Source organism: Melghirimyces algeriensis, assembly GCF_900182565.1.
GTDB classification, from domain to species: domain Bacteria; phylum Bacillota; class Bacilli; order Thermoactinomycetales; family DSM-45169; genus Melghirimyces; species Melghirimyces algeriensis.
Genome location: NZ_FXTI01000006.1, coordinates 46085 through 72517 on the forward strand (window position 1 = coordinate 46085; position 26433 = coordinate 72517).

Below are 26433 nucleotides of genomic sequence, written 5' to 3' on the forward strand. Positions count from 1 at the left end.
AACAGTCTGTTTCCAACGCTACCTCATGATATGCACCCGTTGGGAAAGGAATGCGAATGGTTATCGCCCTTGAAATCGGGGAGTGCGCTTCTCTATAAATGCGTGAACCCCCTCCTGGAAGTCTTCTGTTTTACCGGCAATTTCCTGCATATACGCCTCATATTCAAGCGCTTCATCCAATCCCACATCCATGGATTTGTACAGAGCTCGTTTGGTCAGACCGAGTGCTTTAGTAGGAGCCTGAGCCAGTTTCTCTGCAAACTGGACGCTTTCTTCCTCCAGCTGATCGTGGGGAACCAACCGATTGGCCAGTCCAATCTGAACCGCTTCTTCCGCTTGAATGTCCCGTCCGGTCATTAACAGTTCCATCGCTCGCCCAAACCCTACTAATCTTGGGAGAAAATAGCTTGAACCGCTGTCGGGAACCAATCCAATCCGAATAAAAGCTTCAACAAATTTAGCCTTATCAGAGATGATGCGCATATCACATGCCAGGGCCAAACTGCAACCTGCTCCGGCTGCCACCCCACCGACAGCCGCAATCACCGGTTTTTCCATCGAAGTGATCGCTTGGATCATGGGGTTATAACGTTTGCGAACACTTTCACCCAAGGAGATGTTTTCCATATCGGAATCGCTTCGATCGTTCAGATCCTGTCCCGAACAAAAGGCCTTTCCCTCTCCAAAGATCAGTACCGCTCGGACCTCAGAATCTTTGGACACTTCATTTAGTATAGATGTAAGCTCTTGATTCATTTTCACATTAAAGGCATTAAACACTTTTGGTCGATTCAAAGTAATTTTGCCGACACCGTTATCCTTTTGATAGATCAAGGTTTCAAGCATATTGATCCTCCCGGTCGTTTATTTTCCCTTAAAATCGGGACGACGCTTCTCCATAAAGGAGTTCATTCCTTCCTTCTGATCTTCCGTGGAAAACAGAAAATAAAAGAGCTTCTGTTCATAATCCAGATCCTCTTCCAATCCCTTGTCGGCTGCTTTTTGAACCGCCTGTTTAGCCAGACGAAGAGCAATTGGAGCTTTGGAAGCGAGCTCCTTTGCCAGCTTCAACGCTTCTTGCTCCAATAATTCAACAGGAACCACCCGATTGACCAACCCAGCTCGAAACGCCTCATCGGCAGAGATTGTTTTTCCGGTTAAGACCATTTCCATCGCCCGTTTCTTTCCGACTGTTCTAGTCAATCGCTGCGTTCCACCCGCTCCGGGAATAACACCCAGATGAATTTCCGGTTGACCAAACTTTGCCGACTCCGAAGCGAGAATTAAGTCACAGGCCATCGCCAGCTCACATCCTCCTCCCAGAGCATAACCACTTACAGCAGCCACGATGGGCTTGGACACACGTCGAATACGATCCCAATCCGCAAATTGATCCATCAACAGCATCTCAGCCGAAGTTGCCTTCGCCATCTCTCCAATATCGGCTCCGGCTGCAAAGGCTTTCTCTCCTCCAGTCAACAGAATCGCTCCCACATTTTCATCCCGGTCAAACCGTTCCAGCTCAACCACCAACTCAGCGATCATCTGCCGATTTAATGCATTTAGAGATTTGGGACGATGCAACCGAATACACCCAACCCTTTTTTCAATTGACACTTTGAGAAAATCAGGTTCCATTCGCCACTCCCCCCATCGATTAAAGCGCTTACATTTCTGCATTATAAAAAAACTCATCCAATTTTGATTTCGATTTATATTTTATCAAACGATTGGATTCATTGTCAGCATTCTGCTTTACAGTGTTAAAGCAAAGGTGAACCTTGGATTACATGAAGGTTCACCGGCCCAATCGTGATTCTCTCTCTTTTCTTATGATCCTAACGATCCAATGTTATTCAATACCACCCGTCTGATCTCCAGAAGAGGATTCCGATTCGTTCGGGTCTGTATGCTCTCCTGTACTCGATGGATTATTTGTTTGGGAGTCCTGTGTGTTTGATGAGTGATCCCCTTCTGTTTCATCGGTAGAAGATTTGCTCTCCGAATCTTCTGGGTTTGACCCCTCCTTGGCATCGCCTTCATCCAATGTGTCACCGTTCTCACTTCCGTCCATTTCTTCTTCAGACCCCTGACCGGATGGTTTTTGACCCTCTTTGGATTCCGTTTTCTTCTGTTGATCCTCTGTAACTGTATTTAAACCGGAATCAAACTCATTCATCCACCGTACCCATTCATTTTCTTCCGGTGGATTTTGGGGAGTGTGAGAGCCACTCAGCAAATTCATCATTTCATGAGTGGACTTTCCGGGAATTTGTGAGATATCTACTTGATGTCCTTTGGATTGGGAAAGGAGCCACAAAGCATACTTGGTCGGAGACACCTTATGTTGTTTCGCTCGATCCTGCACAGAATCGGGAATGGGAAGCGTTACGGTATCCAGTTGAGTATCTTTCAGGTTTGGTTCCTCTTTTACCTTCTCCTTGATGGATTTCAATGTACCCTCCAACTCTTCTTCATGATTTAGAATCATCCTATCGCTGACCTTTGGAACCTGGGATACAATAATACCATCCTGAGGATTCAACAGCTTCGCTTTTTTGGCTTCAATCAAAACATCCGTCACAAACTCATCAATGTGAGATCCCTCAAAATCAAGATTTCTGTCAACCCGTTGGACCAATGCTTTACCGGATTGATTGATGCCTTTGACTGAAATCACTCTTCCTTCTTTATTTACTCCAACTTCCAGACTGGAGCTGCGATCCTTTCGGTGATTGGCACTCACTTTGACTGAAGATCCAGTTAATGAGTGATATGTGTTGATATCGATATACAGGTAGGTTTGTGCATTCACATCCACTGGTTTAAGCAACGGAGCGATCAAACCAATCAACAGTATGACCACAGCAAAGCTTACAGCCATCCGGGGATGGCGTGAAAACCTCGCAAAAAATTCCTGCCCCCTATCCACAGTAAAGGTAATCTCTTCTCCCAAACGGCCATCTGTTCCTTGGGAAGGGATTTTCAGGAATTCTCCGTCGGATGTCATCACAATCCAATGCCGTTTACCAACCTTCATTAAAATCCCTTTATTCACACTCCTCACCCCCTTTCCTTTCGGCTGGTAAACCGAGATAACTGCGAATTGTCGGCAGATTTTCCACTAAAACCACCACCAACGCAATTAAATATATCCGGTGACGTTTTAAGGTTCTGCGGTGACAGCCCACTTGCTCGGCAAACTCTTTTTTTATTCGCTGTTGTTTACAGAATTGTTCAAGCAATTCTTCAGAGGAAACAATACGTTGGGCTATTTTCAAAAGGTTTTCCCGCGTGTCCTTATGTTTGGGAGAAACTTTGACCAGCTTATCCATCGAGATATTAAACTTTAATAAATGATCCCGAAATTCTTCGACATCTGACTGGCGCTTCTCTTTCAGTTCAATGTCCTGGTGTTCTTCAAACGATTTTTTCACGACTTCCGGATAATTAGACTCCTGACTCTTGGCGTCCGCAGGTACTAGAGAAACCTGGTATAAATGTCTTTTTTCACTCCGAAAATAATCCGTCAATCTTCTCTTGATTACAGTATAGGCAAAAGAGAGGAATGCCGTTGACTGGTTTTCCTTATAATTGTTAATCGCTTCATTAAATCCCATTAAAGCAATGGAATATTCATCATCCTGTATCCTGATATGTTTTTTGCATATTTTGGAAGCCACCTTTCTCACATACTGCCGATTTTCAATAATCAGCTCATCCCGGATTGGAGAGGATGGATCTTCCTGAGCTTCTTTGACACGAGTTTCTATATCCATTTCCAACAGATTGCGATCACCATCCCCCGGACCATGCAATGCCGACACCTCTCCTCACTCTATATATTCGGAGGTCCACTCGGTTTTTTGTCCGTTTCCATCCCTCTTAACACCTTTTCCTTTATCCACCATTCACAAGAATGGATATGGAATACTGAATTCAGGAAAATTGATAACAGGTCCGAACGAATCCATTATCCCCAAAGCATCCATCCAAAGTGTTTTTACTTATTATCGATAAGGAGGTTCCAGTATGGAAAAGAAACAACGAGAACAAAAACAAACAACGAACCCTCAGGTTGCTCCCGGATTAACGGAAAATCCACTCCGGGATCAAGCTTCTCCTAAGGAAATTCGCCGTGGAGAGTATACTCAGGTTATACAATTGGAAGAAGAGCCTCCCGATAGATAAATGATTATTATTACAAATAAAAGCTCGTTTACAGAAAACGAGCTTTTATTTGTGAATGTTTCAATTTTCAATCAGGTGAACATTGTTGTATGGCTTTCACCGCCATTGGATTTTCCAAAGAGGAAAGATCTCCGGGCGCCTTTCCGGTGTATGCCGACTTCATAACCCTTCTCAAAATTTTTCCATTCCGTGTTTTAGGGAGTTCCTTAACAAAATGAATTGCTTTTGGTTTCAAGGCTTTTCCCAGTCTTTCAGCAACCGACTTCATCAGCTCTTCTTTTAAGGATTCACTTTCCTCATGATCCGGTTTTAAAACAGCAAAGCAGATAGCCGCTTCCCCCTTATCGGAATCAGGTACCCCGATCGTCGCAGATTCCAAAACAGCAGGATGATCCACCAGGATCGACTCCACCTCGGCAGGTCCCAGACGTTTTCCGGCAATTTTCAGGGTATCATCGGATCGGCCAGTAATATACCAGTATCCATCTGCATCTACCTGCACCCAATCCCCATGAACCCAGAGGTCAGGCCAGCGATTCCAATACGTTTGTTCGTATCGATCAGGGTCTTTCCAAAATCCGTTGGCCATCCCAACCCAAGGCTGGCGAATCACCAACTCCCCCACTTCACCCCGAACGGGGTTTGCTTTTTCATCAACGACCTCTGCATCCATGCCTGGCATCGGTCCGTTAAAGGAACAAGGGGAAATCGGCTTCATCAGATTGGATGATAAAATGCCGCCCGAAATCTCTGTCCCTCCGGAATAGTTCCAAATGGGTACCTCTTTTTTACCCACCTTTTCAAACAACCAACTCCAAGGTTCTGGATTCCAGGGTTCTCCGGTAGAACCAAACACCCGTAGCGTATCAAGAGAATATGAAGCCAACCACTTATCTCCAAATTTCATCAATGCACGGATCACCGTCGGGGAAATTCCCAAATGGGTGACTCGGTGGTTATCCACGATTTTCCACAAACGATCCGGTTTCGGATAATCCGGTGTTCCTTCAAACAAAAGCATCGTTGATCCATTCAAAAGCGATCCAAAAACCATCCAGGGTCCCATCATCCAACCCATATCCGTCATCCAGAATAGCGTATCCCCAGCACCGAGATCCATACTGTAACCCGCATCAAATGCCGCTTTGACAGGGAATCCGGAATGGCTATGAATCGTTCCTTTCGGTCGTCCAGTCGTTCCGGAGGTATAAATGATCATAAATGGTTCATTCGCATCCGTTTTCGTTGAAGAAAGCGCTTTCTTGTCTTTCGTCAAGACATCCCAATCTACATCCCTTGCATCCTGTCGGGGGCAGTCTTCCCGATTGAGACGGGAAACCACGACTACTTTTTCCACACTTGGAGATTGATCCGCGGCCTGATCCGCCTCCTCTTTCATTCGAATGACCTTCCCTCGTCTAAAAAAACCGTCCGCCGTCACCAACACTTTGGCTTCGCAATCCTGCAATCTCGTTGCCACTGCTTCTGCCCCGTAGCCAGAAAAACAAGGGATAAAAATGGCACCGATTCGGGCCACTGCCAACATCGCAATCACGTTTTCCACAATCATAGGCAGATAAATGGCAATTCGGTCCCCTCGATTCACTCCCAACATTTGAAGCCCTCTGGCAAAGGCTTGAACCTCTTCACACAATTCCTGATAAGTCAGTTTTCGGACATCACCATTGTCTCCTTCCCAAATAATCGCTGTCCGATTTTTGGCCACAGGGTCCTTTACAAATCGGTCCAAACAATTGTGGGCAACATTGATCTTACCTTCTGCAAACCACTGAGACCAGGGAATCCCTTTTGATGTATCCAATACTTGTTGATAAGGTTGGAACCACTCCAAATCCAAATCCTTGATCACAGTCTCCCAGAACCAAGATGGTTTCTGGACCGAATGCTGATAAAACTGGTCATAATCCGTCATACCATTTTTTTTCATCAATTGATACATTTTCAGCCTTTTTATTCGATCTTCTTTAGGAAACCAAACTGCTTCCTTCATAAAATTCCCACCCCATTTTCATACAATTCCATTTTATTTTAAACAGTCTTAAGGTTCTGGTCAAAGCATCCACTTGATTTTGGAGACAACACTCGGTAAAGTTGGAGTACAGTATTCGGACAAGGATAGAAAAGAGTGATATAAATCATGGACAGACGATATCTGAAACGGACCATCCGCAAATTGGAAATCTCCAGCAAAGAATTAAATGAAACTCGTACAATTCAGGTATACCTTCCACCCAACCATGATGAAAATGAGCGTTATCCCGTGATCTATCTGCAAGATGGAAACGACTATTTTAACTTAGGCCGATTGGCCACCCAGGCAAACCAAATGATCCTTGACGAAGAGACGATTCCCTTTGCAGCAGTTGCAATCCCGGTATCCAAGGAGAAGCGAAGTTCCGAATACGGTCCCAATGGAGAGCGTCACCCCGCCTATCTTCGCTTTTTTGTCAATGAACTGGTCCCAGCTGTGGAAAAAAATTTTCCTATTACCAATACCATCCATGAACAGGTATTGGGTGGTTCTTCGCTTGGTGGAACGGTATCCCTCCATTTGTCACTGGAGCATCCTGACCGCTTTCGTCGTGTGCTCTCCCAATCTGGAGCTTTTTTGAAACCCACACTGGAAGCGATCAGTCGGACAGACTCTCTGTCCCATCTGGAGATTTATCAAACGGTTGGGAAATCAGAAACTGCTGTTCCCACCCATATGGGAAATCTTGATCTCTTGGCAAGAAACCGGGAAGTACACCGAGCCCTTCAAGAAAAAGGAGCCAACGTCCATTACTCGGAGCAGGAAGGGGATCACACTTGGGGATTTTGGCAAAAAGATCTGCCCCAAGCACTCAGAACGTTTTTCAAAAGGTAAGCGCGTGCAGTTAATCACTACACGTGAGGTTCATGACAAAGTGGTGAAGGGGCGATTTCCGTCTCCGCATCTCTTTCCTCCAGCAACGAAGGGGAATGAGTCCGCTTCACCCCCTCCGGTCCCAACCAGGGGTTCCGCTGGGTCGTCGGGAAAGGATGCTCCACCGGATATCCCCCTCTTATTCTCTTTGTCAGCAGTCTCGCGTGCTGTTTTTCTTAATTCTAAAGTGACCTCTATCTCAAAAGAACCACAATAACAAAAGACCACCCCAATTAGCCCTTATCCAGCTAGCCAGGGTGGCAGCAAACACTCATCCACAATACTTGTCATAAGCACTGGTCAAGTTTGCTGAAATCTCTTCCAGAGTCCGATCTTCAATCTCATGGCGTTGCACCATGTGAACAATTTTTCCATCTTTCATCAAAGCGAAGGAAGGAGAAGACGGCGGATATCCTTCAAAATATTCCCGTGCCTTGGCAGTCGCCTCCTTCTCTTGACCCGCAAAGACTGTAAACAAATGATCCGGCTTCTTCTCATTCTGCAAAGAATGAGCCACAGCAGGTCGAGCCAATCCAGCAGCACATCCACAAACCGAATTGACGACAACCAAAGCGGTTCCCTTACTTCCTTTCCCTTCCAAAGCTTGCACAACATCTTCGGGCGTCAGTAATTCCTCAAAACCGAGACGAGTCAATTCATCGCGCATCGGTTGAACCATCATTTGCATCTGTTGGATATAAAAATTCTGCGCCACTCCAATTCCTCCTTCAACACCTATTATATGTATTGTATCCCATCTCGCCCTTATGAGTCCACAAACAAGGGTGGAGAAGCCCCCGTAACCTCCTGTATGATGAGAGAGAAGGAGGTGATCCCGTGGACGTGAAGGCGTATTTAAAGAGAATCCAAGTGGATTCTGTTGGAAAACCCAACTTGGAAACCCTTCAATATTTAATGAACCAACATTTGTTTCATATTCCGTTTGAGAATCTGGATATTTTATGCAACCGTTGGATTCGCCTTCAACACGGGGCTGTTTTTAAAAAAATTGTTTATCAAAAACGTGGAGGATTTTGTTATGAACTAAACAGCGCCTTCAGTGCTTTGCTTCAGGAGTTGGGGTTTCAGGTATCAATCGTCTCCGGTCGCGTTCGTACCGCAGATGGTGGGTTCGGTCCTGAATATGATCATATGGCTCTAATCGTCCACTTAAACGAACCGTGGCTGGTAGATGTGGGTTTCGGTGATTCAGCCCGACAGCCTCTTCCCCTTTCCGGGAAAAAACAGTCAGACCTTAGTGGATGTTATCGAATCAAGAAGATACCAAACGAGAAAGAGGCCTATGTGCTGGAGAAAAAGCAACAATCGCGCTGGGTATCCTCCTATCGTTTTTCTACCACCGCCCGCCGTCTTCGGGATTTTGCTGTCATGTGTGCATACCATCAAACATCCCCCACCTCCATCTTTCGTCAACAACTGATCCTTACACGAGCCACCCTTCAAGGACGCATCAGCTTGTCCGATGACTCCTTTATCCATACGATTCATGGACAAAAACGGAAAATTCCTGTCCAAAACATCGATGTTAAGCGTTATCTAATGTATAAACACTTTGGAATCGATCCTGATTCGATTCCGTTGCACCACATATCCTGTCAGAAATCGAATAAACCGGGAGATTTCAGCGCATCCTCCTTTAATGAAAGCATTTCATGTAAAGGACGGAATCTCCATGACACAAACAAATCATAAAGAAAACAGACGACCTCGTGAAACCGCTTCCCGACACCTTTTCTCTTTTGGGTGGATGATTCTTTTGACGGGTATTGCTTTTGCCACAGTCGGTACCGGTTTTTTTTCCGCTTCTATCACTCTTACCGTCATCCTGGTTCTTGCCTTTCTCCAACTCATTCTCCAACTAACCACCTTCATGCACCTGGATCGGCGCAGCCAGCTTCCCACCCTATTTATGGCAAGCGGGATCGGTTTCAGTATTATCATCGTTGTAGCGCTGTGGGCTATGAAAGGATAAAGAAACAGAGCCGTTTTCTGGTTCTGTTTCTTTACTTTTATGCATAATTTTAGTATATTTATTTTATATTTCGAAAAAAGTGAAGAGTATGTTTTTATTCCCATTCAAAATTTATATGTATCTGCAATGAAAGTGTAACTTTTGAAAGGATGATTCTATTTATATGTTCATTATTTTTAGGGAATAAGAAGGGAGTTGTTAAAATGAAAGACAAAAATATTACAAAGTCACTGTTCAATTACAAGCGAACTCTAATTTTACAGGCAACAAAAGATAAAGAGAAAACCGTCAAAGAAATAGCAGAATCGATCAACGAGCAACCTTCCCGTCTTTACTATCACATTAATCAACTTGAAAAATTGGGTTTGCTGAAGGTAGCATATGAAAAATTGATTAATAATATCTCTCAAAAATACTATATAGCAGCTAATGAAAATTTATTACCTCATCAATTTATATTAAAAGATTATATGAAGAACACAAATTATATTATACCTCAACTTTACGCATTAGCAGATAAAGCCATTTCAACGATCCAATCTGACCTGCAAAGTAACAAGGATATTACTTCAGAGGCCAGTATTGTACGAGTAAAATTAACAAAAGAAGAATGGAAGGAAGTCAATAAAAAAATAATGGAGTTGATTTCTTCAAGGGATCAGAGAGAAAGGAACAGTGACTTGTCAAATGTTAACTATATTATAATGAGTTACTTTGATCATTAAGTCGATTTCAGTTCATACTAATCTAAATATTCAGAATATAAGTTTTGATATGGTTATCATTACCGCACTTCCTTTGATCTTAATATACACAATATTCAGTTAACTGGATAATATTTCATAGGAAGATTCTTTTATATATCGATATATTTTATTTTATAATAGACTGTAAATAAGTAAGCCAATAATTCCATGAAATTTTAAATGAGGTGAGTCTCTGTGTCATTGGAAATTCACGAAATCGGAGAAGTAATTCGTAAAGTAAGAAAAGAACGCGGATTTCGGTTGGAAGATCTGGCAGATGACAATATTTCGCCGGCTACAATCAGCAATATTGAGCGCGGTGTCCCCCATGTTAATATGGATAAAACAAAATATCTTTTGAAAAAATTGGATTTGGACTTGGATAATCTACCAAATTTAATGGTTAATGAACAGCAAGAATTAGAAGAGACCAAATTTGAGCTGTTTAAGATTGAAACCCTCTTAGGCATTAACGACAGAGACAGTGCATACAAAAAACTGAAAGAATTGAATTTGGAAGACAGCCATCCCTATGCAGCAATTGCTTATTACTTAAAAGGCAAGCTGCTAATCTCCAAGAAAAACTGGAAACGTGCAGAACGTGCACTGTTTAATGCCATTCGCCTCGCAAGCCAAAGCAGTCACTGCCAAGATCACAATGTGGAAGCAGATGCGTTTAATCAGCTGGGAATCGCCAGTTTCAGACAAAATAACATTGTACAAGCATTAAAGTACACAGAAAATGGTTTGGATGCCTTTTTGGAAGGAGAAAATACAACCCTCCAGTATCTTTTGAAACGCAATCAAGCCCTGTACCTTGAAAAGCTGGGACGTTTGGGAGAAGCCATGCAGGTCGTTCAGGAAGTATGGGAACACCTTCATCAAATTGAAGAAATCGATATCATTCTAAGTTTTTATTGGTTGCGAGCAGATTTGCTTCGCAGGTCCGGCATGCTTCAGGAGTCCATTCAATACGCGAAAGATGGACTCGAATTGGCCCGGTTGAATCAAAAGTACCATTCCATGTTTGATCTGTGGACGGTTCTGGGAAGCGTTTATATGCAACAGAAGCAATGGAATAAAGCGGAATCCTGTTTTGATATGGCATTGAAACTTACAGGCCAGTTTTCTGATCAGGATAAATTCTCCACAACTTATGCTCGTCTAGGCATTCTGTATATGCACCAATCCAAGTGGGATGAAGCTCATCAGGTGATTCAAAAAGCGATTTCCATCAGTGAGAAATTAAATATCGCCCCACGGCTCACGTATGCATTACAAGTCATGGGAGACTATTACCGAAAACAAAAGAAATATACCAACGCAACCGAATATTATCAGAAGGCGTTGGATCTATCCAAAAAATATGACTACAAGGAAACGGAATATCAGACCTTGTTCAGACTATCTCAATGTTATGAGAAAACAGACGAAGCGAAATTTCACGAAAGCCTGAGAGAAATGTACAAAGTACAACAAGATTTGCAACGTGAAGAGGGAACCACTTTTGAAGAACTTGAATAAGCGTTGTGATCATGAATAAGAGTTGTCAAAAGGACACAGAATAAAGCCCTCTTCTCTTCAATGCGGAGAGGGTTTTGTTGTTATGGATTATATTGTGAATGAAGTATTACCTTATACAAAAAATGTACTATATATTTCCCTTATATATAGGGAAAGATTTTGGTAAGATTAAGCTTGATAAGCAATATTCATACCAATGACTTATCAAAGGAGGGTTTTTATGCTTAAAATAGGATTTGGGGTTCTCCAACGAATCGGCCGTTCGTTGATGTTGCCTGTAGCGATGCTACCGGCAGCTGGCCTATTGCTGGGAATTGGTGATGCCGCTTCCATTCCCCTCATGACACAGGCCGGGCAAATCATCTTTAGTAACCTTGCACTGATCTTTGCTGTTGGAGTGGCCATCGGACTGACAGATAATGAAGGAACCGCCGGACTTGCCGCAATCAGTGGATTTTTAATTATGATAGTAACCATGGGTACTCTGGCAGAAGATGCCAAAGTGCAAACCAGCCCTGTTCTAGGGATTGAGACAATTGATATGGGAGTATTTGGCGGAATTATCATCGGGTTGGTTGCCGCCTACTTATATCAAAAATTCCATGATATTCAGTTACCCCAATTTCTCGGTTTTTTTGGAGGAAGGCGTTTTATTCCCATTGTTACTGCCGTCACCGCTTTTTTTCTCGGTATCGCCTTTTTCTATATTTGGCCGCCCATCCAAGACGGGATTGACAGATTTTCCATCTTGGTTACGCAACAGAATACCGCTTTGGCAGCCTTTATTTTCGGTGTCATTGAACGTTCTCTGATCCCGTTTGGACTTCATCATATCTTCTACTCACCCTTTTGGTTTGAATTTGGAACCTTTAAAACGGCTGCAGGTGAAATTATAAAAGGAGACCAAGCCCGCTTTATGGCTGGTGACCCAACAGCCGGCACCTTCCTGGGCGGAAAATTTCCCTTTATGATGTTCGGTTTGCCGGCAGCTGCCCTGGCTATTTATCATGAGGCCCGTCCTGAACGGAAAAAAGTTGTTGGTGGGATTATGCTTTCAGCAGCTTTAACCTCTTTTTTAACCGGCATTACGGAACCCATCGAATTTTCCTTCCTTTTTGTGGCCCCTCTTCTCTTTGCAATCCATGCTATTTTTGCGGGAATCTCGTTTATGGTGTTGGATCTGATCAATGTGAAGGCTGGTGTAACATTTTCCGGCGGGGTTTTGGACTACATCCTTCTATTTAAGAAAGCGACCAACCCGCTCTTGATTCTTCCGGTAGGCTTGGTCTTTGCAATCATTTATTATTTTGGCTTCCGTTTCGCCATTCGAAAATGGGATCTGAAGACCCCAGGACGTGAAGATGAGGACACAGAAGAGAATCAGAATGTGGACACCACCGATGATGAACTGGCCTATGAAATTCTTCAGGCTTTCGGCGGTAAAGAGAATATGGAGAAGCTGGATGCTTGTATCACCCGTCTCCGTGTCACGGTCAAGGATGCTGGTCAAGTGGACAAAGATCAACTAAAAACGTTGGGAGCGTCAGGTGTCATGGTTTATGGAAACAATATTCAGGCCATTTTTGGCACGCAATCGGATCGACTCAAAGATATGATCAAAAACATTCTGAGTGGCAAAAAACCGTCCCGGCAAGAAAAAAAGGAGAAAGAAGAAAGTAAAAATCCCCCCCCTCCTACAGATGGTGAGGAGCAATTGGCTGCTCCTCTATCCGGTAAGATCCTTCCGATCACAGAAGTTCCGGATGCCGTTTTTTCCGGGAAGATGATGGGGGATGGTTTCGCCATTGAGCCTTCAGAAGGTACGGTTGTGGCACCAGTAAACGGAAAAGTGGTGAATATTTTCCCCACCAAGCATGCCCTCGGTCTGCAAACTCCAAATGGGATGGAAGTACTGATTCATGTGGGAATTGATACTGTCAAGCTGGAAGGCAAAGGCTTTGAAGTTCTGGTGGAAGCGGATGCTGAAGTAAAAAGAGGACAGCCTCTTCTCAAAGTGGATCTGGACTATATTCAACAACATGCTCCGTCGATCATTACTCCGGTTGTCTTCACCAATCTAGAAGGCAAAAGCGTTAAACTTCTCAAAAAAGATCATGTGGAAAAAGGTGAAACAGATATTATTTCCATCACTGAAGAGTAATACGAAAAAAGGCCCATTAACGGGTCTTTTTTCTTTTGACAGAAACATCAAGGTTGACAACCGATCATGTTGTAACTAAAATAGTTACAACACAGCGCGCTTTATTTTGTTGTAACTGTTACAATTGCTTTGTATTGTAAGGAAAGGAGAAAGATAGATCATGTCTGTAAACGTAAAAGTATATTCAGATTATATTTGCCCTTTTTGTTTTTTGGCGAAAGCATCGTTTGAGAAAGCCATACAGGGAAAAGATGTTGAAGTGGAATGGATGCCTTTTGAACTGCGCCCCAGTCCTTCACCAAAATTAGATCCAGTAAATGACCCCTCCAAAAGAATGGGATGGGATCAGTTTATTAAACCAACGGCAAAAAAGTGGGGAGTCCATATGAAATTGCCATATGTTTCACCGCATCCCTATACAAACCTAGCATTTGAAGGATTTCACTTCTCCAAAGAACATGGCAAAGGAAAGGAATACAACGATCGGGTATTTACAGCATTTTTTCAAGAAGAACAGGATATTGGAGATATTGACGTTCTGACAAACATTGCGGGTGAGGTTGGACTGAATCAAGGAGATTTTAGAGAGGCTTTAATGACACGAAAATATAAAGAAATACAACAACAATCACTCAAACATGCGAATGAAGAAGCACAAATTACCGCTGTCCCAACATTTATCATTGGCGATGAACGGATTCAAGGGGTTGTCAATAAAGAAACATTTGAAAGGATTTTGGATCAGGAGTTAAAAAAGAACCGTAACTCTGTTGCCAATGGTTGCAATGCGATGTGAACGGCTCTCCACTAAAGTGGTAGAGCTTCTCGGTTCATCAAGCCGCAGGCGGGTACTCTCCGCGAGCTTTACTTCCCGTAGTTCCTACGGTACATATTGAAAATGTTTTTGTGGGTCTTTCCGCATGACAGGAATCGTTTTACGTGGTGACTGTTCCTTCCTCACCACAACCCCATACGATTCGGTTTTCAAGGTACAAATCGTTTAACACGTTTTCGCTCGTATTTTGAGTAATTTCGAAAGGCTCATACAGACGAACCTTGAATTTCTTCGGGTTGATTCAACTTTCCCTTTAACGCCTTGGCTACTTTGGCTACCCTGGCACCAAGGCGATAAGCCATTTTCAATTCGCGTTCTTCCGGTGTCTTTGACCCATCCGGACCCGCCACTGTGGTTGCCGCATAAGGAGAACCACCAATTCCATCCGCTGTCAATTGTTCAGGGTTTTCGCCATATGGAAGGCCTACATAAATCATTCCGTAGTGCAGTAACGGTATGAGAGTCGTAATCGCTGTTGTTTCCTGACCACCATGAACCGATCCGGTACTGACAAAAACAGAAGTTACTTTCCCTTCAAGCGCACCTTTGGCCCAAAGACCACCTGATGCGTCCATAAACTGTTTCATTTGGGCAGGCATCAGTCCAAAACGGGTAGGTACACCCCAAATGATACCGTCAGCCCAAGTAAGGTCCTCTTGGGTCGCTTCAGGAATATCGGCTTGAGCTTCCTGTGCCTTGACATAAGGTTCCTGTGTGGATAAATATTTTTTGGCCACCTCAAATTCCGAAGTTTTTGCTACTTTTACCTCTGTACCTTCAACACTTTTTGCCCCTTCTGCCACAGAGAGGGACATTTTGTAAATGTGACCGTAAGCACTGTAATAAGGAATCAGGATATTTGTCATTTTTCCCACTCCAGTAAACGAATTTGATAGGTTTATTGTGCCCCTACTGCCTCTGTAAATTCTCAAGGAGATGATTTCACTTATCTTAAATTTGATACATCTTATTCCTTATTCTCATCGTGGAAAGAGGTGTATCCGTTCATTTTTTTGGGTATAGTCTAATGGAACATTTACTTGATATTTGGGAGGAATTTCGCTGTGCCAGAACACCTGTCGGAACGCATTCAATTAAATAACCGTATCGAAATGCCATGGTTTGGACTGGGCGTCTACAAAGCGGAAAATGGAGACGAAGTGGTACAAGCGGTTCAAACCGCACTCCGTGTAGGCTATCGATTAATCGACACCGCTTCATTTTATGGAAATGAAGAAGGCGTGGGAAAAGCGATCCGGGACTCCGGAATTCCCAGAGAAGAGGTCTTTGTCACAACCAAGGTGTGGAACGATGATCAGGGATATGAGTCCACCCTAAAGGCCTTCGAAGAGAGCCGGGAAAAGTTGGGATTTGATCAGATCGATCTTTATTTAATCCACTGGCCGGTACGGGATAAATATCTGGAAACATGGAAAGCTCTGGAAAAACTATATCATGACGGCAAAGTGCGGGCCATTGGAGTCAGCAACTTCCAAATCCATCATCTGAAAGAGTTAATGAAACACAGCGAAACACGCCCAGCAGTCAACCAAGTGGAATTTCATCCCCGCCTCACGCAGAAAGAGCTCTTGGAATTCTGCAATGAACATCAGATTCGCCTGCAAGCTTGGTCTCCGTTAATGCGGGGAGAAATTTTGGATCATGAAACCATCCAGGAGATTGCAAAAAAACATGGCAAATCCCCAGCTCAGATTATTCTGCGCTGGGATTTGCAAAACGGAGTCTCCACCATTCCAAAGTCCGTTCGAGAAGAACGGATCAAAAGCAATGCGGATTTGTTTGATTTTAAGCTGTCCCCGGATGATATGAAGAAGATTGACAGCTTGAATCAGGATCGGCGGATCGGTCCGAACCCGGACGATTTTTAAACAGAACATATGACAACCTAAGGGTAACTCGCTTCGGGCGGGTTCCCTATTTTTGTTATAATGTGACTCCGTAAAAGGAAGGAGAAATGGGTTTGAAATTACTGATTGCAGATCGGGACAAAAAAGAACAAATCGGTCTGGAATGGCTGGTACGCGCTTATCCCATTCCCTTTCAGGAAATAAAGACAGCCACGGACTTCGATTCATTGCTGGAACAATTAACACAAAGTCCCCCTTCCGTTTGCTGTGTAGAGTTAGATATGGTACCGCGGAAGCGGTGGGAGGAATTTCGGCGTCTGGCTAACATCTATACCCGGACAATTATTGGAATGACTGCGGAAGCCACTTTTGACCGCGCCGTTCAGGCCATTGAATTGCATGCTTTTGACTTGTGGGTAAAACCTGCTTCTCCAGACCGAATCAAACGTTCTCTTAACCGTGCTTTTCGGGAATTGACTGAAACCCCGACGGAAAGGGAAAACCAATCCTCTCCAACTGCTGCCCCGCCTTTTTCCTACCGATCCCTTTTTATTGAAGAAGAAGGGAAGCAAGCTGGCACCCTCCTTCTTCTTCAGCCGGAAACACCAGAATCCATTCCGTCTCTGTACCGTTTTCTTGAAGATTACCCCTTTCATCATCAACCGATGCTTTTTCCCTTGAGCGATGCTGTGGCGGCGGTCTATCCCCGTTCACGATCCGACCGAAACAATATTTTCCAACGGGAAGGCTATCGCTTGATCCGGGAGTGGTCGGATCGATCACAAGAGTCTCTGTTTGCTGTGAGCCATCATAAACAGGATACTCTCTCGCTTCGACAACAATACCGTTTGGCCCGGCAAGCTCTCCAACTTCGGTTTTATCGGGGAAATCAACAGTGGATCACCGTCGAAAAAGCCATCCAATGGAAACGAATCGATCCTTTTCTCAATCCGGAGGAACAACGGCTTTGGGTAGATATGCTGGACCAATCGGACAAGGAAGGAATCAAAGCTTGGATGCAGTCTGAATTTTACAATCTGGCTTCTCCCTATCCTGACCCAGGACTTTTGCGGATTCGGCTGACCAGTCTTCTTGCCCAATTGCGGCGATTTATGAAGAGTTGGTCGCTTCATACGCAACCTTCCTTGGAAGCACACTACCACCGCATTTTTTCGACTGTTTTATATAACCCTTTACTCTACCGCATCGTGCAAGAGCTGTTGCTTTTTGTCTATGCTCTCTTGGATGGAGCGGAAGAACAACGGCAGCGCGGGGAATCAGACCCGGTGGAACGGGGAATCCGGTGGATGGAAAAAGAGTTTCACCGTCCAGATTTAAGTTTGGAACAGGTAGCCAACCATGTAAAACGAAACCCCTCTTATTTCAGCCATCTGCTTTCTCAGCAAAAACAGGTTTCATTCCGCCATCTGCTCCGGTCAATCCGGGTTCGTCACGCCCGTCGTCTATTGGAAACCACAACGCTTTCCATTCAAGAAGTTGCCCGACAATCCGGATTCTCTCATGCCAATACGTTTAGCCGTATTTTCAAAAAGATGACCGGACATTCCCCCAGGAATTACCGAGATCAAATAAAAAATCAATCATCCAAAGAAAAGGAAGATTTGACATGAAAGCGCTTCCTTTTCTTTGATCCAACCCAAAAAATTCCCTCTTTTTCGAATGTGGAGACTCTCAAAACACGTTTTATTCTTCTTTATACTGATAGAGAATCCATAAAATAAGCTTTTTTCACAGCCCATTCTTATAGAGAAAAAGTTAGTGATGAAAAAAAGGAAGGTGCTCAGTGATGAACAATGGAATGACGAAACCGCGAACCATCCGCGCTTCCAACGGAACGAAACTTCAGGCCAAGGGATGGATTCAGGAAGCAGCCCTGCGGATGCTGATGAACAATCTTGATCCGCAAGTGGCGGAAAATCCTGAAGATTTGGTTGTATACGGTGGCATCGGCAAAGCGGCCCGAAACTGGGAAGCATTTGATGCCATTGTACACACATTGAAAGAGCTGGAAGAGGATGAGACGATGTTGGTTCAATCGGGAAAGCCGGTAGCCGTTTTTAAAACCCATACGGATGCTCCACGGGTGCTGATCGCCAACTCCAATCTGGTTCCGGCCTGGGCTAACTGGGACCATTTTCATGAATTGGATCAAAAAGGGCTGATGATGTACGGCCAAATGACAGCGGGAAGCTGGATCTATATTGGTAGCCAAGGGATTGTTCAGGGAACCTATGAAACCTTTGCTGAATGCGCCCGTCAACACTTTGGAGGCTCATTGAAAGGGACACTCACAGTAACGGCAGGACTGGGCGGCATGGGTGGTGCTCAACCGTTGGCAGTAACGATGAACGGCGGAGTGGTAATCGCCATGGAAGTGGATCAGACCCGAATCCAGCGGCGTTTGGATACAGGTTATCTGGATCGGATGACGGAAAGCTTGGATGAGGCCCTCTCCATGGCAAACGCCGCCAAAGAAAAAGGGGAAGCATTGTCCATTGGACTGCTGGGCAATGCAGCCGAATATCTCCCCGAAATGGTCAGACAGGGGGCCATTCCCGACATCGTTACTGATCAAACCTCCGCCCATGATCCCTTAAACGGATATCTCCCCCAGAGAATGACCCTTGATAAAGCTGCTGAATTGCGGAAAAAGGAACCGGAGGCACTGATCGCTCAGGCAAAGAAAAGTATGGCCGTTCATGTACAGGCCATGTTGGATATGCAACAAAAGGGAGCCATTGTCTTTGATTATGGAAACAACATTCGACAGGTGGCAAAAGATGAAGGTGTAAAACACGCCTTTGATTTCCCCGGTTTTGTTCCCGCTTACATTCGACCGCAATTTTGTGAAGGAAAAGGCCCCTTCCGTTGGGTGGCTCTGTCAGGAGATCCTGAGGATATATACCGAACGGATGAGGTCATTTTACGGGAGTTTCAGGATAATGAAAATCTCTGTCACTGGATTCGAATGGCACAGCAGAAGATCTCCTTCCAGGGGCTACCTTCCCGGATTTGCTGGCTGGGTTATGGTGAGCGGGCCCGATTTGGCAAATTGATCAATGATATGGTAGCCAAAGGGGAACTGAAAGCCCCCATCGTGATTGGGCGGGATCATCTGGACTCCGGCTCCGTCGCCTCTCCTAACCGTGAAACAGAAGGGATGAAAGACGGAAGTGATGCCGTAGCAGATTGGCCCATCCTTAACGCAATGATTAACGCGGTGGGCGGAGCCAGCTGGGTTTCCGTACACCACGGTGGCGGTGTGGGCATGGGTTATTCCTTGCATGCGGGAATGGTGATCGTCGCTGATGGCACCAAAGCAGCGGAAAAGCGGTTGGAACGGGTCCTCACCACCGATCCGGGAATGGGGGTTGTCCGCCATGTGGATGCAGGATACGATAAGGCCATTCAGACCGCCAAGGAAAAAGGAGTCAAGATTCCGATGCTGAAAACTACCTGAAGGAGGCTCATTATGGCTAACAAACCTTTATATATACAAAAGGCAGCCCAACTGGTCACCTTGCAAGGAAGCTCCGATGCCCCCTTGCGTAAGGAAGAAATGGAACAGCTGCAAATCATTGAAGATGGAAGCGTATGGATTGAAGATGGCTTGATTCAATCCGTCGATACCGATGCAGAAATCCAAAAGCGTTATGCCTCCCGGTTAAACGAGGCAGAAATCGTAAATGCCCGTGGGAAATTGGTCACCCCAGGCTTGGTTGATCCCCATACCCACATCGTTTTTGCCGGTAGTCGGGAAAGTGAATTTGAGTTGCGCCTCAAAGGGGCGACCTACATGGAAATTATGAACGCTGGTGGTGGGATTCACTCCACTACATCCGCCACCCGAAACGCATCCCATGAGCAGCTTTACGAAGAAAGCTGGAAACGGCTGGATCAATTTCTCCGCCATGGGGTTACAACCGTAGAGGCAAAAAGTGGATATGGCCTCTCCATGGAACATGAGATCAAGCAACTGGAAGTGGCCCAGCAATTAAACCGTGATCATACCATCGATATCGTTTCCACATTTATGGGTGCCCACGCGGTTCCCGCCGATTACAAAGAGCGACCGGATGATTTTGTGGATGAGGTCATACAAAAAATGCTTCCAGAAGTGGCCCGGCGGGAACTGGCGGAATTTAACGATGTTTTCTGTGAGCGCGGCGTGTTTACCCCTGATCAATCCCGTCGCATTCTGGAAGCCGGTAAAAAATGGGGGCTTCTTCCCAAAATCCACGCTGATGAAATTGAACCGTACCGAGGGGCAGAACTGGCGGCAGAAGTGGGAGCGGTCTCCGCTGACCATCTGTTACGTGCCTCGGATGTGGGCATTCAAGCTATGGCCGATCAGGGAGTCGTTGCCGTATTGCTTCCGGGAACCGCCTTCTTCCTGATGGCAGAGATGGCGAATGGACGCAAAATGGTGGATACCGGTGTCCCTGTGGCACTTTCCACCGATTGCAACCCCGGTTCTTCTCCCACCGTTTCCCTGCCGTTCATTATGAACCTGGGATGTCTAAAGATGGGAATGACTCCTGCTGAAGTATTGACAGCCACTACCATCAATGCCGCTCATGCCATTCGCCGTGGACATGAAATCGGCAGTCTGGAGAAAGGCAAAAAAGCGGATTTGGTCATCTTTGACGTGCCCAACTATATGGGACTTCAGTATTCCTATGGCTCCAACCATACACAAACCGTGATCAAAAACGGTCGAGTCGTATATCGTCGAGACGAAGTATAATGATTTTCTCAGAAAGGAGGATCACATTGACATCCCATTACCCCTATCCCATGCTGAACCCACCTGCTTTCCGCTGGAACCGGCCCCAGCCATTGCCGACGGACCCCAAGGTACATGAATGGATTGAATCGCTGGATGAAGAGTCAGCCAAAACATTGGACTGGGCAAACGTGGATGTTACGTTATTTGGCGTCCCTCTCTCCCGCTCTTCCATCAGCGCTTCCGGGGCCAGCGAAAATCCCCATGCCCTGCGACAGGCATGGAAAGGATTCAGCACCTACAACCTGGATGAGGAAATCGATCTCTCATCATTGCGGGTGGTTGACCTTGGAGATGTGAGGCAACATGTGACCGATATCTCCATCTGTCATCAAAATATCATCCAAGCAATGGAAGCGATGCGAAATCATCATCCTTATACCACCCCTGTGGCGATGGGTGGCGACCATTCCATTACTGCTATGCTGGTTAAAGGGTGGAAAAAAGCCCATCCGGAAGAACGGATCGGAATTCTTCAATTGGACACGCATTTTGATCTTCGCAGCCTGGAAGACCACGGCCCTACCAATGGAACCCCGATCCGCAATTTGATCGAAAGTGGAACCATTCATGGAGAAGACGTCTACAATATCGGCTTGCACGGCTTTTTTAACGCCCGTTCCCTGAAAGAATACGCCGATCAGGCCGGTGTTCATTATGTCACCCTGAAACAAGCCCGAAAAAAAGGGGTGGACAAAACGGTCCAGGAAGCACTTTCCCAACTGAAACAGCGGGTAGACACCATCTATCTCACCGTGGATATGGATGTACTGGACATTGGAGCAGCACCCGGCGCTCCAGCCTCCACCCCCGGTGGAATGCAATCGGACGAACTGTTTGAAGCCGTCCGGATTGCAGGACAACACCCATCAGTAAAGGCGATGGACCTTGTCTGTCTCGATCCCCTGCGGGATGTACGAGAAGCAACCGTTAAAACAGGTGTCCATGTGATGTTATCTTTTCTTACCGGACGGATTCAAAGAAAGGGTTGAGGAGAAAAACTCCTCTTCCCTATATCCCATTCTAGGAGGGTTCATCATGAGCCAACCAGCAAATCATCTTCCTCCAAATAGGGGATCATCCTTATCTGTCAAAAATATCTCAAAATTAATTCTATTCAGCGGGATTGGAATATGGATGTTCTTTATACCCGTCGCTATCGGTGAAACGTCTACCATCCCTTTGGATCATATTGTAACTTGGATTCGGGAAAGCTTTCCTGCACTCGTTCCTTGGTATGCTTTGATCATGATTTTTATGGGCGCTCTCTATCCCTTTATCAAGGGAACCTGGAACCTTCGTCCAGTCGATCGTATTTTCTCGATCTTGAAGATCCTGGGGTTTCTGACTGCACTCCTTCTCATTACCCAAACGGGGCCTCGCTGGCTGTTCTCCCCGGATCTCGGACCCTTTCTCTTTCATAAACTTGTGATTCCAGTAGGTCTTTTGGTACCCGTGGGGTCCATGTTCCTCGCTCTTTTAGTAAGCTACGGCCTTTTAGAATTTATCGGAGTGCTTGTCCGACCCATGACGCGTCAGATCTGGAAAACGCCTGGACGTTCAGCCATTGATGCCGTCGCTTCCTTTGTTGGCAGCTACTCCATCGGTCTATTGATTACCAATCGTATGTTTAAAGAAGGGTATTACAACGCCAAGGAAGCCACTATTATTGCTACCGGATTTTCCACCGTTTCCGCCACCTTTATGATTGTCGTCGCCAAAACACTGGGCTTGATGAGTCATTGGAACCTGTATTTCTGGCTAACCCTGTTCATCACATTTTTGGTCACAGCCCTGACTGTACGTATTCCACCCATCCGAAACAAAAGTGAAGCCTACGCACAGGGAAAGGGAATTCCTGAACCGAACATCAAACACCAGCTCCTATCCACAGCCTGGAAAGAAGCTCTTCATGCAGCAGAACATGCCCCGCCTCTTTTCCGAAATATATGGAACAACCTGAAGGATGGACTGGTGATGACCATCTCCATTCTTCCGTCCATTCTCTCCGTAGGTCTGACCGGGTTGCTTTTGGCCAAATTTACTCCCGTCTTCGATTGGCTCGGCTATCTGTTTCTCCCGGTCACTTGGTTGCTTCAACTGCCGGAACCCATGCTGGCAGCAAAAGCGTCCGCCGTGGGAATCGCAGAAATGTTTCTTCCGGCACTATTGGCGACCAAAGCTCCATTGGTAACCAAGTTTGTCATTGGAATTGTCTCCGTTTCATCCATTCTCTTTTTCTCCGCCTCCATCCCGTGTATTTTGTCCACCGAAATCCCCGTTTCCATTGGAGAGTTGGTGATTATCTGGGTGGAACGGACGATCCTGACACTTTTACTGGCCACTCCCATTCTCTATCTGCTGTTGTAAGTTCTATGAATAAGACCAAAAAGGTCCGGCCCCGATCCATGGTAACCGGACCTTTTACATTTTCAACGTTTATGGTGGGTAGTTTGAAACTATCGGCTCATCCGTTCAGTTTAAATATAAACATTTATCGTACCAGTGGGTAAACCGAAATATATTCCAATATTTACAAAAAATAAACTTTATTGTATGATCCAAATATAAAATATCAGGAGGTAAAACGAGAGTGAAAAAAATTGTGTTCTCTCTAATGGCTGTGCTGGTTGTGTTTTCTTTCACAGGGGCTGATGTTTTTGCCAAAGAGATTGAAATACAAAGTTCCTGCCAGAATTACGACCAAGCAATCAGAGTGGGTGTAGGCTATTCTGCAACAGGAATTTTCGGCAAACCGGGTACTATTGTACCGTTGTATGGATGGCCGGATCTTTACGATCTACGAATAAACAGCCATGGTACCTACGACTCAGCAACGGTGATAGGTAAACGGGAGGGGACAGGATGTGTGCAGACGAAAGCCACCGATGGTTCTTACTATTATTACAAAATAAAAGTAGTGGAATACTAATTCATAAAAGACAGCAACCATGGGTTGCTGTCTCTTTTCGCTTGATAAAATGCCGACTCCTTTTTTGCGACATGTGCACTAACCGTTTTCAATCATCAGGATTCAGGATCGCCAGCAATTGGTGATCCTCCCATTTCCCATTAATCCTTACATTTTTCTTGGATAACCCTTCTTTATGAAATCCGGCTTTTTCCAACACGCGAATGGAACCTTTGTTATGGGGCATCACACCCGCTTCGATTCGGTGCAACTTCAATTCCTTAAAGGCAAAATCCACGACAAATTTCACCGCTTCGGTCATATATCCCTTTCCATTTTGCTCCTGATCCAAGCAATATCCCAGCCAGCAACTCTGTAAATCCCCTCGGACAATTTCTGCCAGAGATATTTTTCCGATTAATTGGTCATTCACCAAAAAAATTCCAAAATAATACCCGATTCCTTTCTTGGCCTGTTGCACATGTTCTTTTACAAGCTCCCTTTGACCTTCAAGGGTATAAAACATTTCTGTCCTCAACGGTGTATACCGTTGAAAAAAATTCTTATTTTTCATTTCCAAACGTAACAATTGCTCAGCATCGCGAATCTCCAGCGGTCTAATCACAATGTCACTCAATGGGCTTTCTCCTCCCAAATAAAAACACCACAGGAAGCCCCTGTGGTGTAGGATTTTCTACAATTGTTACACCACAGGCAACGACCTGCAGTGTCCTATTGAAAAATGGATCACATCAAGGATACAAGTCGTCGATCATCTGAAATTAGACAGACGGATCCCATGATGATGATCAAGGAAAAAAACAGCAGTCGAGTACCCGCCTTTGGAAAGAAATTTGATGGATTTCTTTTTCATGATGGTACCCTCCCCTGTTCCAGAGATAAGTTTTATATTATATGATTTTTTAGTATTGATCAAGGACCATATGAAACCTTAAAACCGACGAAAGCGAAATAATGCCCATTGCCCTAGAAGTAGAAGCCTACTTCTGCAATGAACACAGAAACGCTGGCAACTAACAAATCCGTTCCATGTAAAAAATGTTCTGGATAATAATTGATCCAAGAAAAGAGATTGCCCATCGTAAGCACCTAGGTGCTAGCATACAGCAATACGACCGCAATTAAAAATTCATTTTTCAAAAAACTAAAGTGGAAAAAACCTGTGCCGAATTAACGACAAAACACCATTTCTCATAAGGAAACGGTGTTTTGCCCTTTCGCTGTTAGAACCAAGATTCATATTATTCAAGTTTCCATCCTCAATGCATCACTTGTCCGCCCGTTACATTAATCGATTGCCCAGTCATATAGGATGCTTGATCAGATGCATAGAAAACAACGGCGTTGGCAATGTCTTCATAGGTACAGCCCCGTTTCAACGGTACCTTGTCGATATAGACCTGGCGCACCTCTTCCGGTTTGATTCCCAACTTTTTCGCATATTGGGGCGTTAAACTCTGAAACATCGGCGAGTCCAGAAGGTTGCCCGGCATAATGGAGTTGACTCGGATATTGTATTCCGCCAAATCCAATGCTAGGCTTTGGGTCAGTCCAACACCGCCAAATTTGGAAGCGGAATACGCGGAATTGTGCTTACTCCCCACTTTCCCTGACTTGGAATTAATTTGTATAATATTTCCATATCGCTGGTTGACCATCACTTTGGCCACTTCCCGCGCAGTCAGAAAATAACCCGTCAGATTTGTATCCAAGGTTTTCTGCCAATCCTGCAATTCGTACTCGGTAATATTGGCGCTCTTTGCCACTCCTGCATTGTATACAAGAAGATCGATGCGACCAAAGATATCGACGGTATCCCGAACCATTTTTCGAACCTGATCTTCCTTTGTTAGATCCACAGTGACAGGCAAACTAGCCACCTGGTAGTGGTTGCGGATTTCTGTGGCCACTTTTATCGCATGTTCACGGATGAGGTCCGCAACGGCCACTTGATAGCCTTCCAGTGCCAATCGATAGCTTAATGCTTCTCCAAGATTTTGCCCTCCACCGGCAACAATTGCGACTTTTTGTTCTCCACTCATAACCTCTTCTCCTTTATCTCTATGATTTCCGGACGATTTCGAGCGAGCTTCCAACTTGGATCTCGTTTATTTTTCCTATCTCAAGAACCAAGGTTCCCGGCAAATCAGCGCTGTTCTCTCCCGTAAATTTGAGCGTGATGTGACCCAAGTTATCCAAATTTTGGTTCACAGCACTTCCTACAGCTGTCACTTTAAATGTCTGACCATCAATCATTAAGATATCTTCCGGTTGAATCGGTTCTTTCAGGTCATTTATCTGATGCAGGAAACAGAACTCTGCCAAATCTTCCGGTGCACCCTCTTTAAAGAGAATCAGCATCTGTTCGTCTAAAAGTTGGGCTGCCATAGGGCCAATTTGTGTAATTGTTGTGTTGTAAATCGTCTTCATGGACGGCAACCTCCCGATTG

General features: G+C 44.9%; 26 protein-coding genes. 15 read left to right on the top strand and 11 right to left on the bottom strand.

Annotation, left to right across the window (positions count from 1 at the left end; translation table 11 throughout):
• Window positions 1–60: 60 nt before the first annotated feature.
• The 4 genes from FN782_RS09920 to FN782_RS09935 all read right to left on the bottom strand — a co-directional run bounded on the left by FN782_RS09920 (window position 61) and on the right by FN782_RS09935 (window position 3827).
• A complete protein-coding gene (locus FN782_RS09920) occupies window positions 61–846 on the bottom strand; it encodes an enoyl-CoA hydratase-related protein (RefSeq protein ID WP_142505644.1) in 786 nt (261 codons plus the stop codon).
• 18 nt (window positions 847–864) lie between these two features.
• Window positions 865–1638: an enoyl-CoA hydratase-related protein gene (locus FN782_RS09925; RefSeq protein WP_142505645.1), complete on the bottom strand. Its 774-nt coding sequence runs from the start codon at window positions 1636–1638 to the stop codon at window positions 865–867.
• A gap of 214 nt (window positions 1639–1852) precedes the next feature.
• A complete protein-coding gene (locus tag FN782_RS09930; RefSeq protein ID WP_142505646.1) occupies window positions 1853–3058 on the bottom strand; it encodes an anti-sigma-I factor RsgI family protein in 1206 nt (401 codons plus the stop codon).
• A complete protein-coding gene (locus FN782_RS09935; protein ID WP_142505647.1) occupies window positions 3051–3827 on the bottom strand; it encodes a sigma factor in 777 nt (258 codons plus the stop codon). Before FN782_RS09935 ends, FN782_RS09930 begins: the two co-directional genes overlap by 8 nt.
• 205 nt (window positions 3828–4032) lie before the next feature.
• Between FN782_RS09935 and FN782_RS16835 the strand changes: the two genes are divergently transcribed.
• Window positions 4033–4191, top strand: coding sequence for a hypothetical protein (locus FN782_RS16835; protein ID WP_185956196.1), 159 nt, complete (start codon window positions 4033–4035; stop codon window positions 4189–4191).
• A 67-nt stretch (window positions 4192–4258) separates the two neighbouring features.
• On the opposite strand, the gene FN782_RS09940 is transcribed toward FN782_RS16835, so the two are convergent.
• Window positions 4259–6202 carry an acetate--CoA ligase gene (locus FN782_RS09940; RefSeq protein WP_142505648.1) on the bottom strand — a complete coding sequence of 648 codons (1944 nt, stop codon included), beginning with the start codon at window positions 6200–6202 and terminating at the stop codon, window positions 4259–4261.
• Window positions 6203–6349: 147 nt separating this feature from the next.
• Here FN782_RS09940 and FN782_RS09945 point away from each other — a divergent pair, with 147 nt between their 5' ends.
• The gene (locus FN782_RS09945) at window positions 6350–7078 is read left to right on the top strand and encodes an alpha/beta hydrolase (protein WP_142505649.1); all 729 of its coding nucleotides are present in this window, start codon (window positions 6350–6352) and stop codon (window positions 7076–7078) included.
• Between the two features lie 17 nt (window positions 7079–7095).
• Here FN782_RS09945 and FN782_RS16840 read toward each other — a convergent pair whose 3' ends face one another.
• Together FN782_RS16840 and FN782_RS09950 are read right to left on the bottom strand one after the other, a co-directional pair.
• Window positions 7096–7242: a hypothetical protein gene (locus tag FN782_RS16840; protein WP_185956197.1), complete on the bottom strand. Its 147-nt coding sequence runs from the start codon at window positions 7240–7242 to the stop codon at window positions 7096–7098.
• Between the two features lie 146 nt (window positions 7243–7388).
• A complete protein-coding gene (locus FN782_RS09950; protein WP_142505801.1) occupies window positions 7389–7805 on the bottom strand; it encodes a BrxA/BrxB family bacilliredoxin in 417 nt (138 codons plus the stop codon).
• A 149-nt stretch (window positions 7806–7954) separates the two neighbouring features.
• Here FN782_RS09950 and FN782_RS09955 point away from each other — a divergent pair, with 149 nt between their 5' ends.
• The 6 genes from FN782_RS09955 (at window position 7955) to FN782_RS09980 (ending at window position 14337) form a co-directional block, all read left to right on the top strand.
• Entirely contained in the window at window positions 7955–8830 is an 876-nt protein-coding gene (locus FN782_RS09955) for an arylamine N-acetyltransferase family protein (protein ID WP_142505650.1), read from the top strand.
• Window positions 8811–9110 (top strand): cytochrome C oxidase subunit IV family protein, encoded by a 300-nt coding sequence (locus tag FN782_RS09960; RefSeq protein ID WP_185956198.1) that lies wholly within the window; start codon window positions 8811–8813, stop codon window positions 9108–9110. The genes FN782_RS09955 and FN782_RS09960 overlap by 20 nt, the downstream gene beginning before the upstream one ends.
• A 203-nt stretch (window positions 9111–9313) precedes the next feature.
• Entirely contained in the window at window positions 9314–9835 is a 522-nt protein-coding gene (locus tag FN782_RS09965) for a winged helix-turn-helix domain-containing protein (protein ID WP_185956199.1), read from the top strand.
• 216 nt (window positions 9836–10051) lie between these two features.
• A complete protein-coding gene (locus FN782_RS09970; RefSeq protein WP_142505653.1) occupies window positions 10052–11380 on the top strand; it encodes a tetratricopeptide repeat protein in 1329 nt (442 codons plus the stop codon).
• A gap of 220 nt (window positions 11381–11600) precedes the next feature.
• The gene (gene ptsG / locus FN782_RS09975) at window positions 11601–13541 is read left to right on the top strand and encodes a glucose-specific PTS transporter subunit IIBC (protein ID WP_142505654.1); all 1941 of its coding nucleotides are present in this window, start codon (window positions 11601–11603) and stop codon (window positions 13539–13541) included.
• Window positions 13542–13701: 160 nt separating this feature from the next.
• Complete coding sequence (locus FN782_RS09980) at window positions 13702–14337, top strand: DsbA family oxidoreductase (RefSeq protein WP_142505655.1); 636 nt, start codon at window positions 13702–13704, stop codon at window positions 14335–14337.
• A 245-nt stretch (window positions 14338–14582) separates the two neighbouring features.
• Here FN782_RS09980 and wrbA read toward each other — a convergent pair whose 3' ends face one another.
• Window positions 14583–15242 carry an NAD(P)H:quinone oxidoreductase gene (gene wrbA, locus FN782_RS09985; RefSeq protein ID WP_142505656.1) on the bottom strand — a complete coding sequence of 220 codons (660 nt, stop codon included), beginning with the start codon at window positions 15240–15242 and terminating at the stop codon, window positions 14583–14585.
• Window positions 15243–15488: 246 nt separating this feature from the next.
• Between wrbA and FN782_RS09990 the strand changes: the two genes are divergently transcribed.
• The 7 genes from FN782_RS09990 to FN782_RS10020 all read left to right on the top strand — a co-directional run bounded on the left by FN782_RS09990 (window position 15489) and on the right by FN782_RS10020 (window position 23983).
• Window positions 15489–16265, top strand: a complete 777-nt coding sequence (locus tag FN782_RS09990; RefSeq protein WP_142505802.1) for an aldo/keto reductase — start codon at window positions 15489–15491, stop codon at window positions 16263–16265.
• Between the two features lie 92 nt (window positions 16266–16357).
• Window positions 16358–17875 (top strand): response regulator transcription factor, encoded by a 1518-nt coding sequence (locus tag FN782_RS09995; protein ID WP_185956201.1) that lies wholly within the window; start codon window positions 16358–16360, stop codon window positions 17873–17875.
• Window positions 17876–18051: 176 nt separating this feature from the next.
• On the top strand, window positions 18052–19725 hold the full coding sequence (gene hutU, locus FN782_RS10000; RefSeq protein ID WP_425462705.1) for a urocanate hydratase: 1674 nt from the start codon (window positions 18052–18054) through the stop codon (window positions 19723–19725).
• Window positions 19726–19737: 12 nt separating this feature from the next.
• A complete protein-coding gene (gene hutI, locus FN782_RS10005; RefSeq protein WP_142505658.1) occupies window positions 19738–21012 on the top strand; it encodes an imidazolonepropionase in 1275 nt (424 codons plus the stop codon).
• Between the two features lie 26 nt (window positions 21013–21038).
• On the top strand, window positions 21039–22043 hold the full coding sequence (hutG, locus tag FN782_RS10010) for a formimidoylglutamase (RefSeq protein WP_142505659.1): 1005 nt from the start codon (window positions 21039–21041) through the stop codon (window positions 22041–22043).
• Window positions 22044–22089: 46 nt separating this feature from the next.
• Window positions 22090–23421 carry a YjiH family protein gene (locus FN782_RS10015; protein ID WP_142505660.1) on the top strand — a complete coding sequence of 444 codons (1332 nt, stop codon included), beginning with the start codon at window positions 22090–22092 and terminating at the stop codon, window positions 23419–23421.
• A 223-nt stretch (window positions 23422–23644) separates the two neighbouring features.
• On the top strand, window positions 23645–23983 hold the full coding sequence (locus FN782_RS10020) for a hypothetical protein (protein ID WP_142505661.1): 339 nt from the start codon (window positions 23645–23647) through the stop codon (window positions 23981–23983).
• A gap of 88 nt (window positions 23984–24071) precedes the next feature.
• Here the strand turns inward: FN782_RS10020 and FN782_RS10025 are convergent, their stop codons facing one another.
• From FN782_RS10025 to FN782_RS10035, 3 genes are all read right to left on the bottom strand, one after another.
• On the bottom strand, window positions 24072–24599 hold the full coding sequence (locus FN782_RS10025; RefSeq protein ID WP_142505662.1) for a GNAT family N-acetyltransferase: 528 nt from the start codon (window positions 24597–24599) through the stop codon (window positions 24072–24074).
• A gap of 643 nt (window positions 24600–25242) precedes the next feature.
• A complete protein-coding gene (srlD, locus tag FN782_RS10030; RefSeq protein WP_142505663.1) occupies window positions 25243–26025 on the bottom strand; it encodes a sorbitol-6-phosphate dehydrogenase in 783 nt (260 codons plus the stop codon).
• A 19-nt stretch (window positions 26026–26044) separates the two neighbouring features.
• Window positions 26045–26413 (bottom strand): PTS glucitol/sorbitol transporter subunit IIA, encoded by a 369-nt coding sequence (locus FN782_RS10035; RefSeq protein ID WP_142505664.1) that lies wholly within the window; start codon window positions 26411–26413, stop codon window positions 26045–26047.
• Window positions 26414–26433 lie beyond the last annotated feature (20 nt).

Bases quoted from the DNA above. Each gene is read 5' to 3' on its own strand.
- FN782_RS09925 (WP_142505645.1), bottom strand. From the start codon at position 1,638: ATGGAACCTGATTTTCTCAAAGTGTCAATTGAAAAAAGGGTTGGGTGT.
- FN782_RS09950 (WP_142505801.1), bottom strand. From the start codon at position 7,805: ATGCAAATGATGGTTCAACCGATGCGCGATGAATTGACTCGTCTCGGT.
- FN782_RS09980 (WP_142505655.1), top strand. From the start codon at position 13,702: ATGTCTGTAAACGTAAAAGTATATTCAGATTATATTTGCCCTTTTTGT.
- FN782_RS09990 (WP_142505802.1), top strand. From the start codon at position 15,489: ATGCCATGGTTTGGACTGGGCGTCTACAAAGCGGAAAATGGAGACGAA.
- FN782_RS09920 (WP_142505644.1), bottom strand. From the start codon at position 846: ATGCTTGAAACCTTGATCTATCAAAAGGATAACGGTGTCGGCAAAATT.
- FN782_RS09960 (WP_185956198.1), top strand. From the start codon at position 8,811: ATGACACAAACAAATCATAAAGAAAACAGACGACCTCGTGAAACCGCT.
- FN782_RS09945 (WP_142505649.1), top strand. From the start codon at position 6,350: ATGGACAGACGATATCTGAAACGGACCATCCGCAAATTGGAAATCTCC.
- FN782_RS10015 (WP_142505660.1), top strand. From the start codon at position 22,090: ATGAGCCAACCAGCAAATCATCTTCCTCCAAATAGGGGATCATCCTTA.
- FN782_RS09965 (WP_185956199.1), top strand. From the start codon at position 9,314: ATGAAAGACAAAAATATTACAAAGTCACTGTTCAATTACAAGCGAACT.
- wrbA (WP_142505656.1), bottom strand. From the start codon at position 15,242: ATGACAAATATCCTGATTCCTTATTACAGTGCTTACGGTCACATTTAC.
- FN782_RS16835 (WP_185956196.1), top strand. From the start codon at position 4,033: ATGGAAAAGAAACAACGAGAACAAAAACAAACAACGAACCCTCAGGTT.
- hutI (WP_142505658.1), top strand. From the start codon at position 19,738: ATGGCTAACAAACCTTTATATATACAAAAGGCAGCCCAACTGGTCACC.
- ptsG (WP_142505654.1), top strand. From the start codon at position 11,601: ATGCTTAAAATAGGATTTGGGGTTCTCCAACGAATCGGCCGTTCGTTG.
- srlD (WP_142505663.1), bottom strand. From the start codon at position 26,025: ATGAGTGGAGAACAAAAAGTCGCAATTGTTGCCGGTGGAGGGCAAAAT.
- FN782_RS09940 (WP_142505648.1), bottom strand. From the start codon at position 6,202: ATGAAGGAAGCAGTTTGGTTTCCTAAAGAAGATCGAATAAAAAGGCTG.
- FN782_RS10035 (WP_142505664.1), bottom strand. From the start codon at position 26,413: ATGAAGACGATTTACAACACAACAATTACACAAATTGGCCCTATGGCA.
- hutU (WP_425462705.1), top strand. From the start codon at position 18,052: ATGAACAATGGAATGACGAAACCGCGAACCATCCGCGCTTCCAACGGA.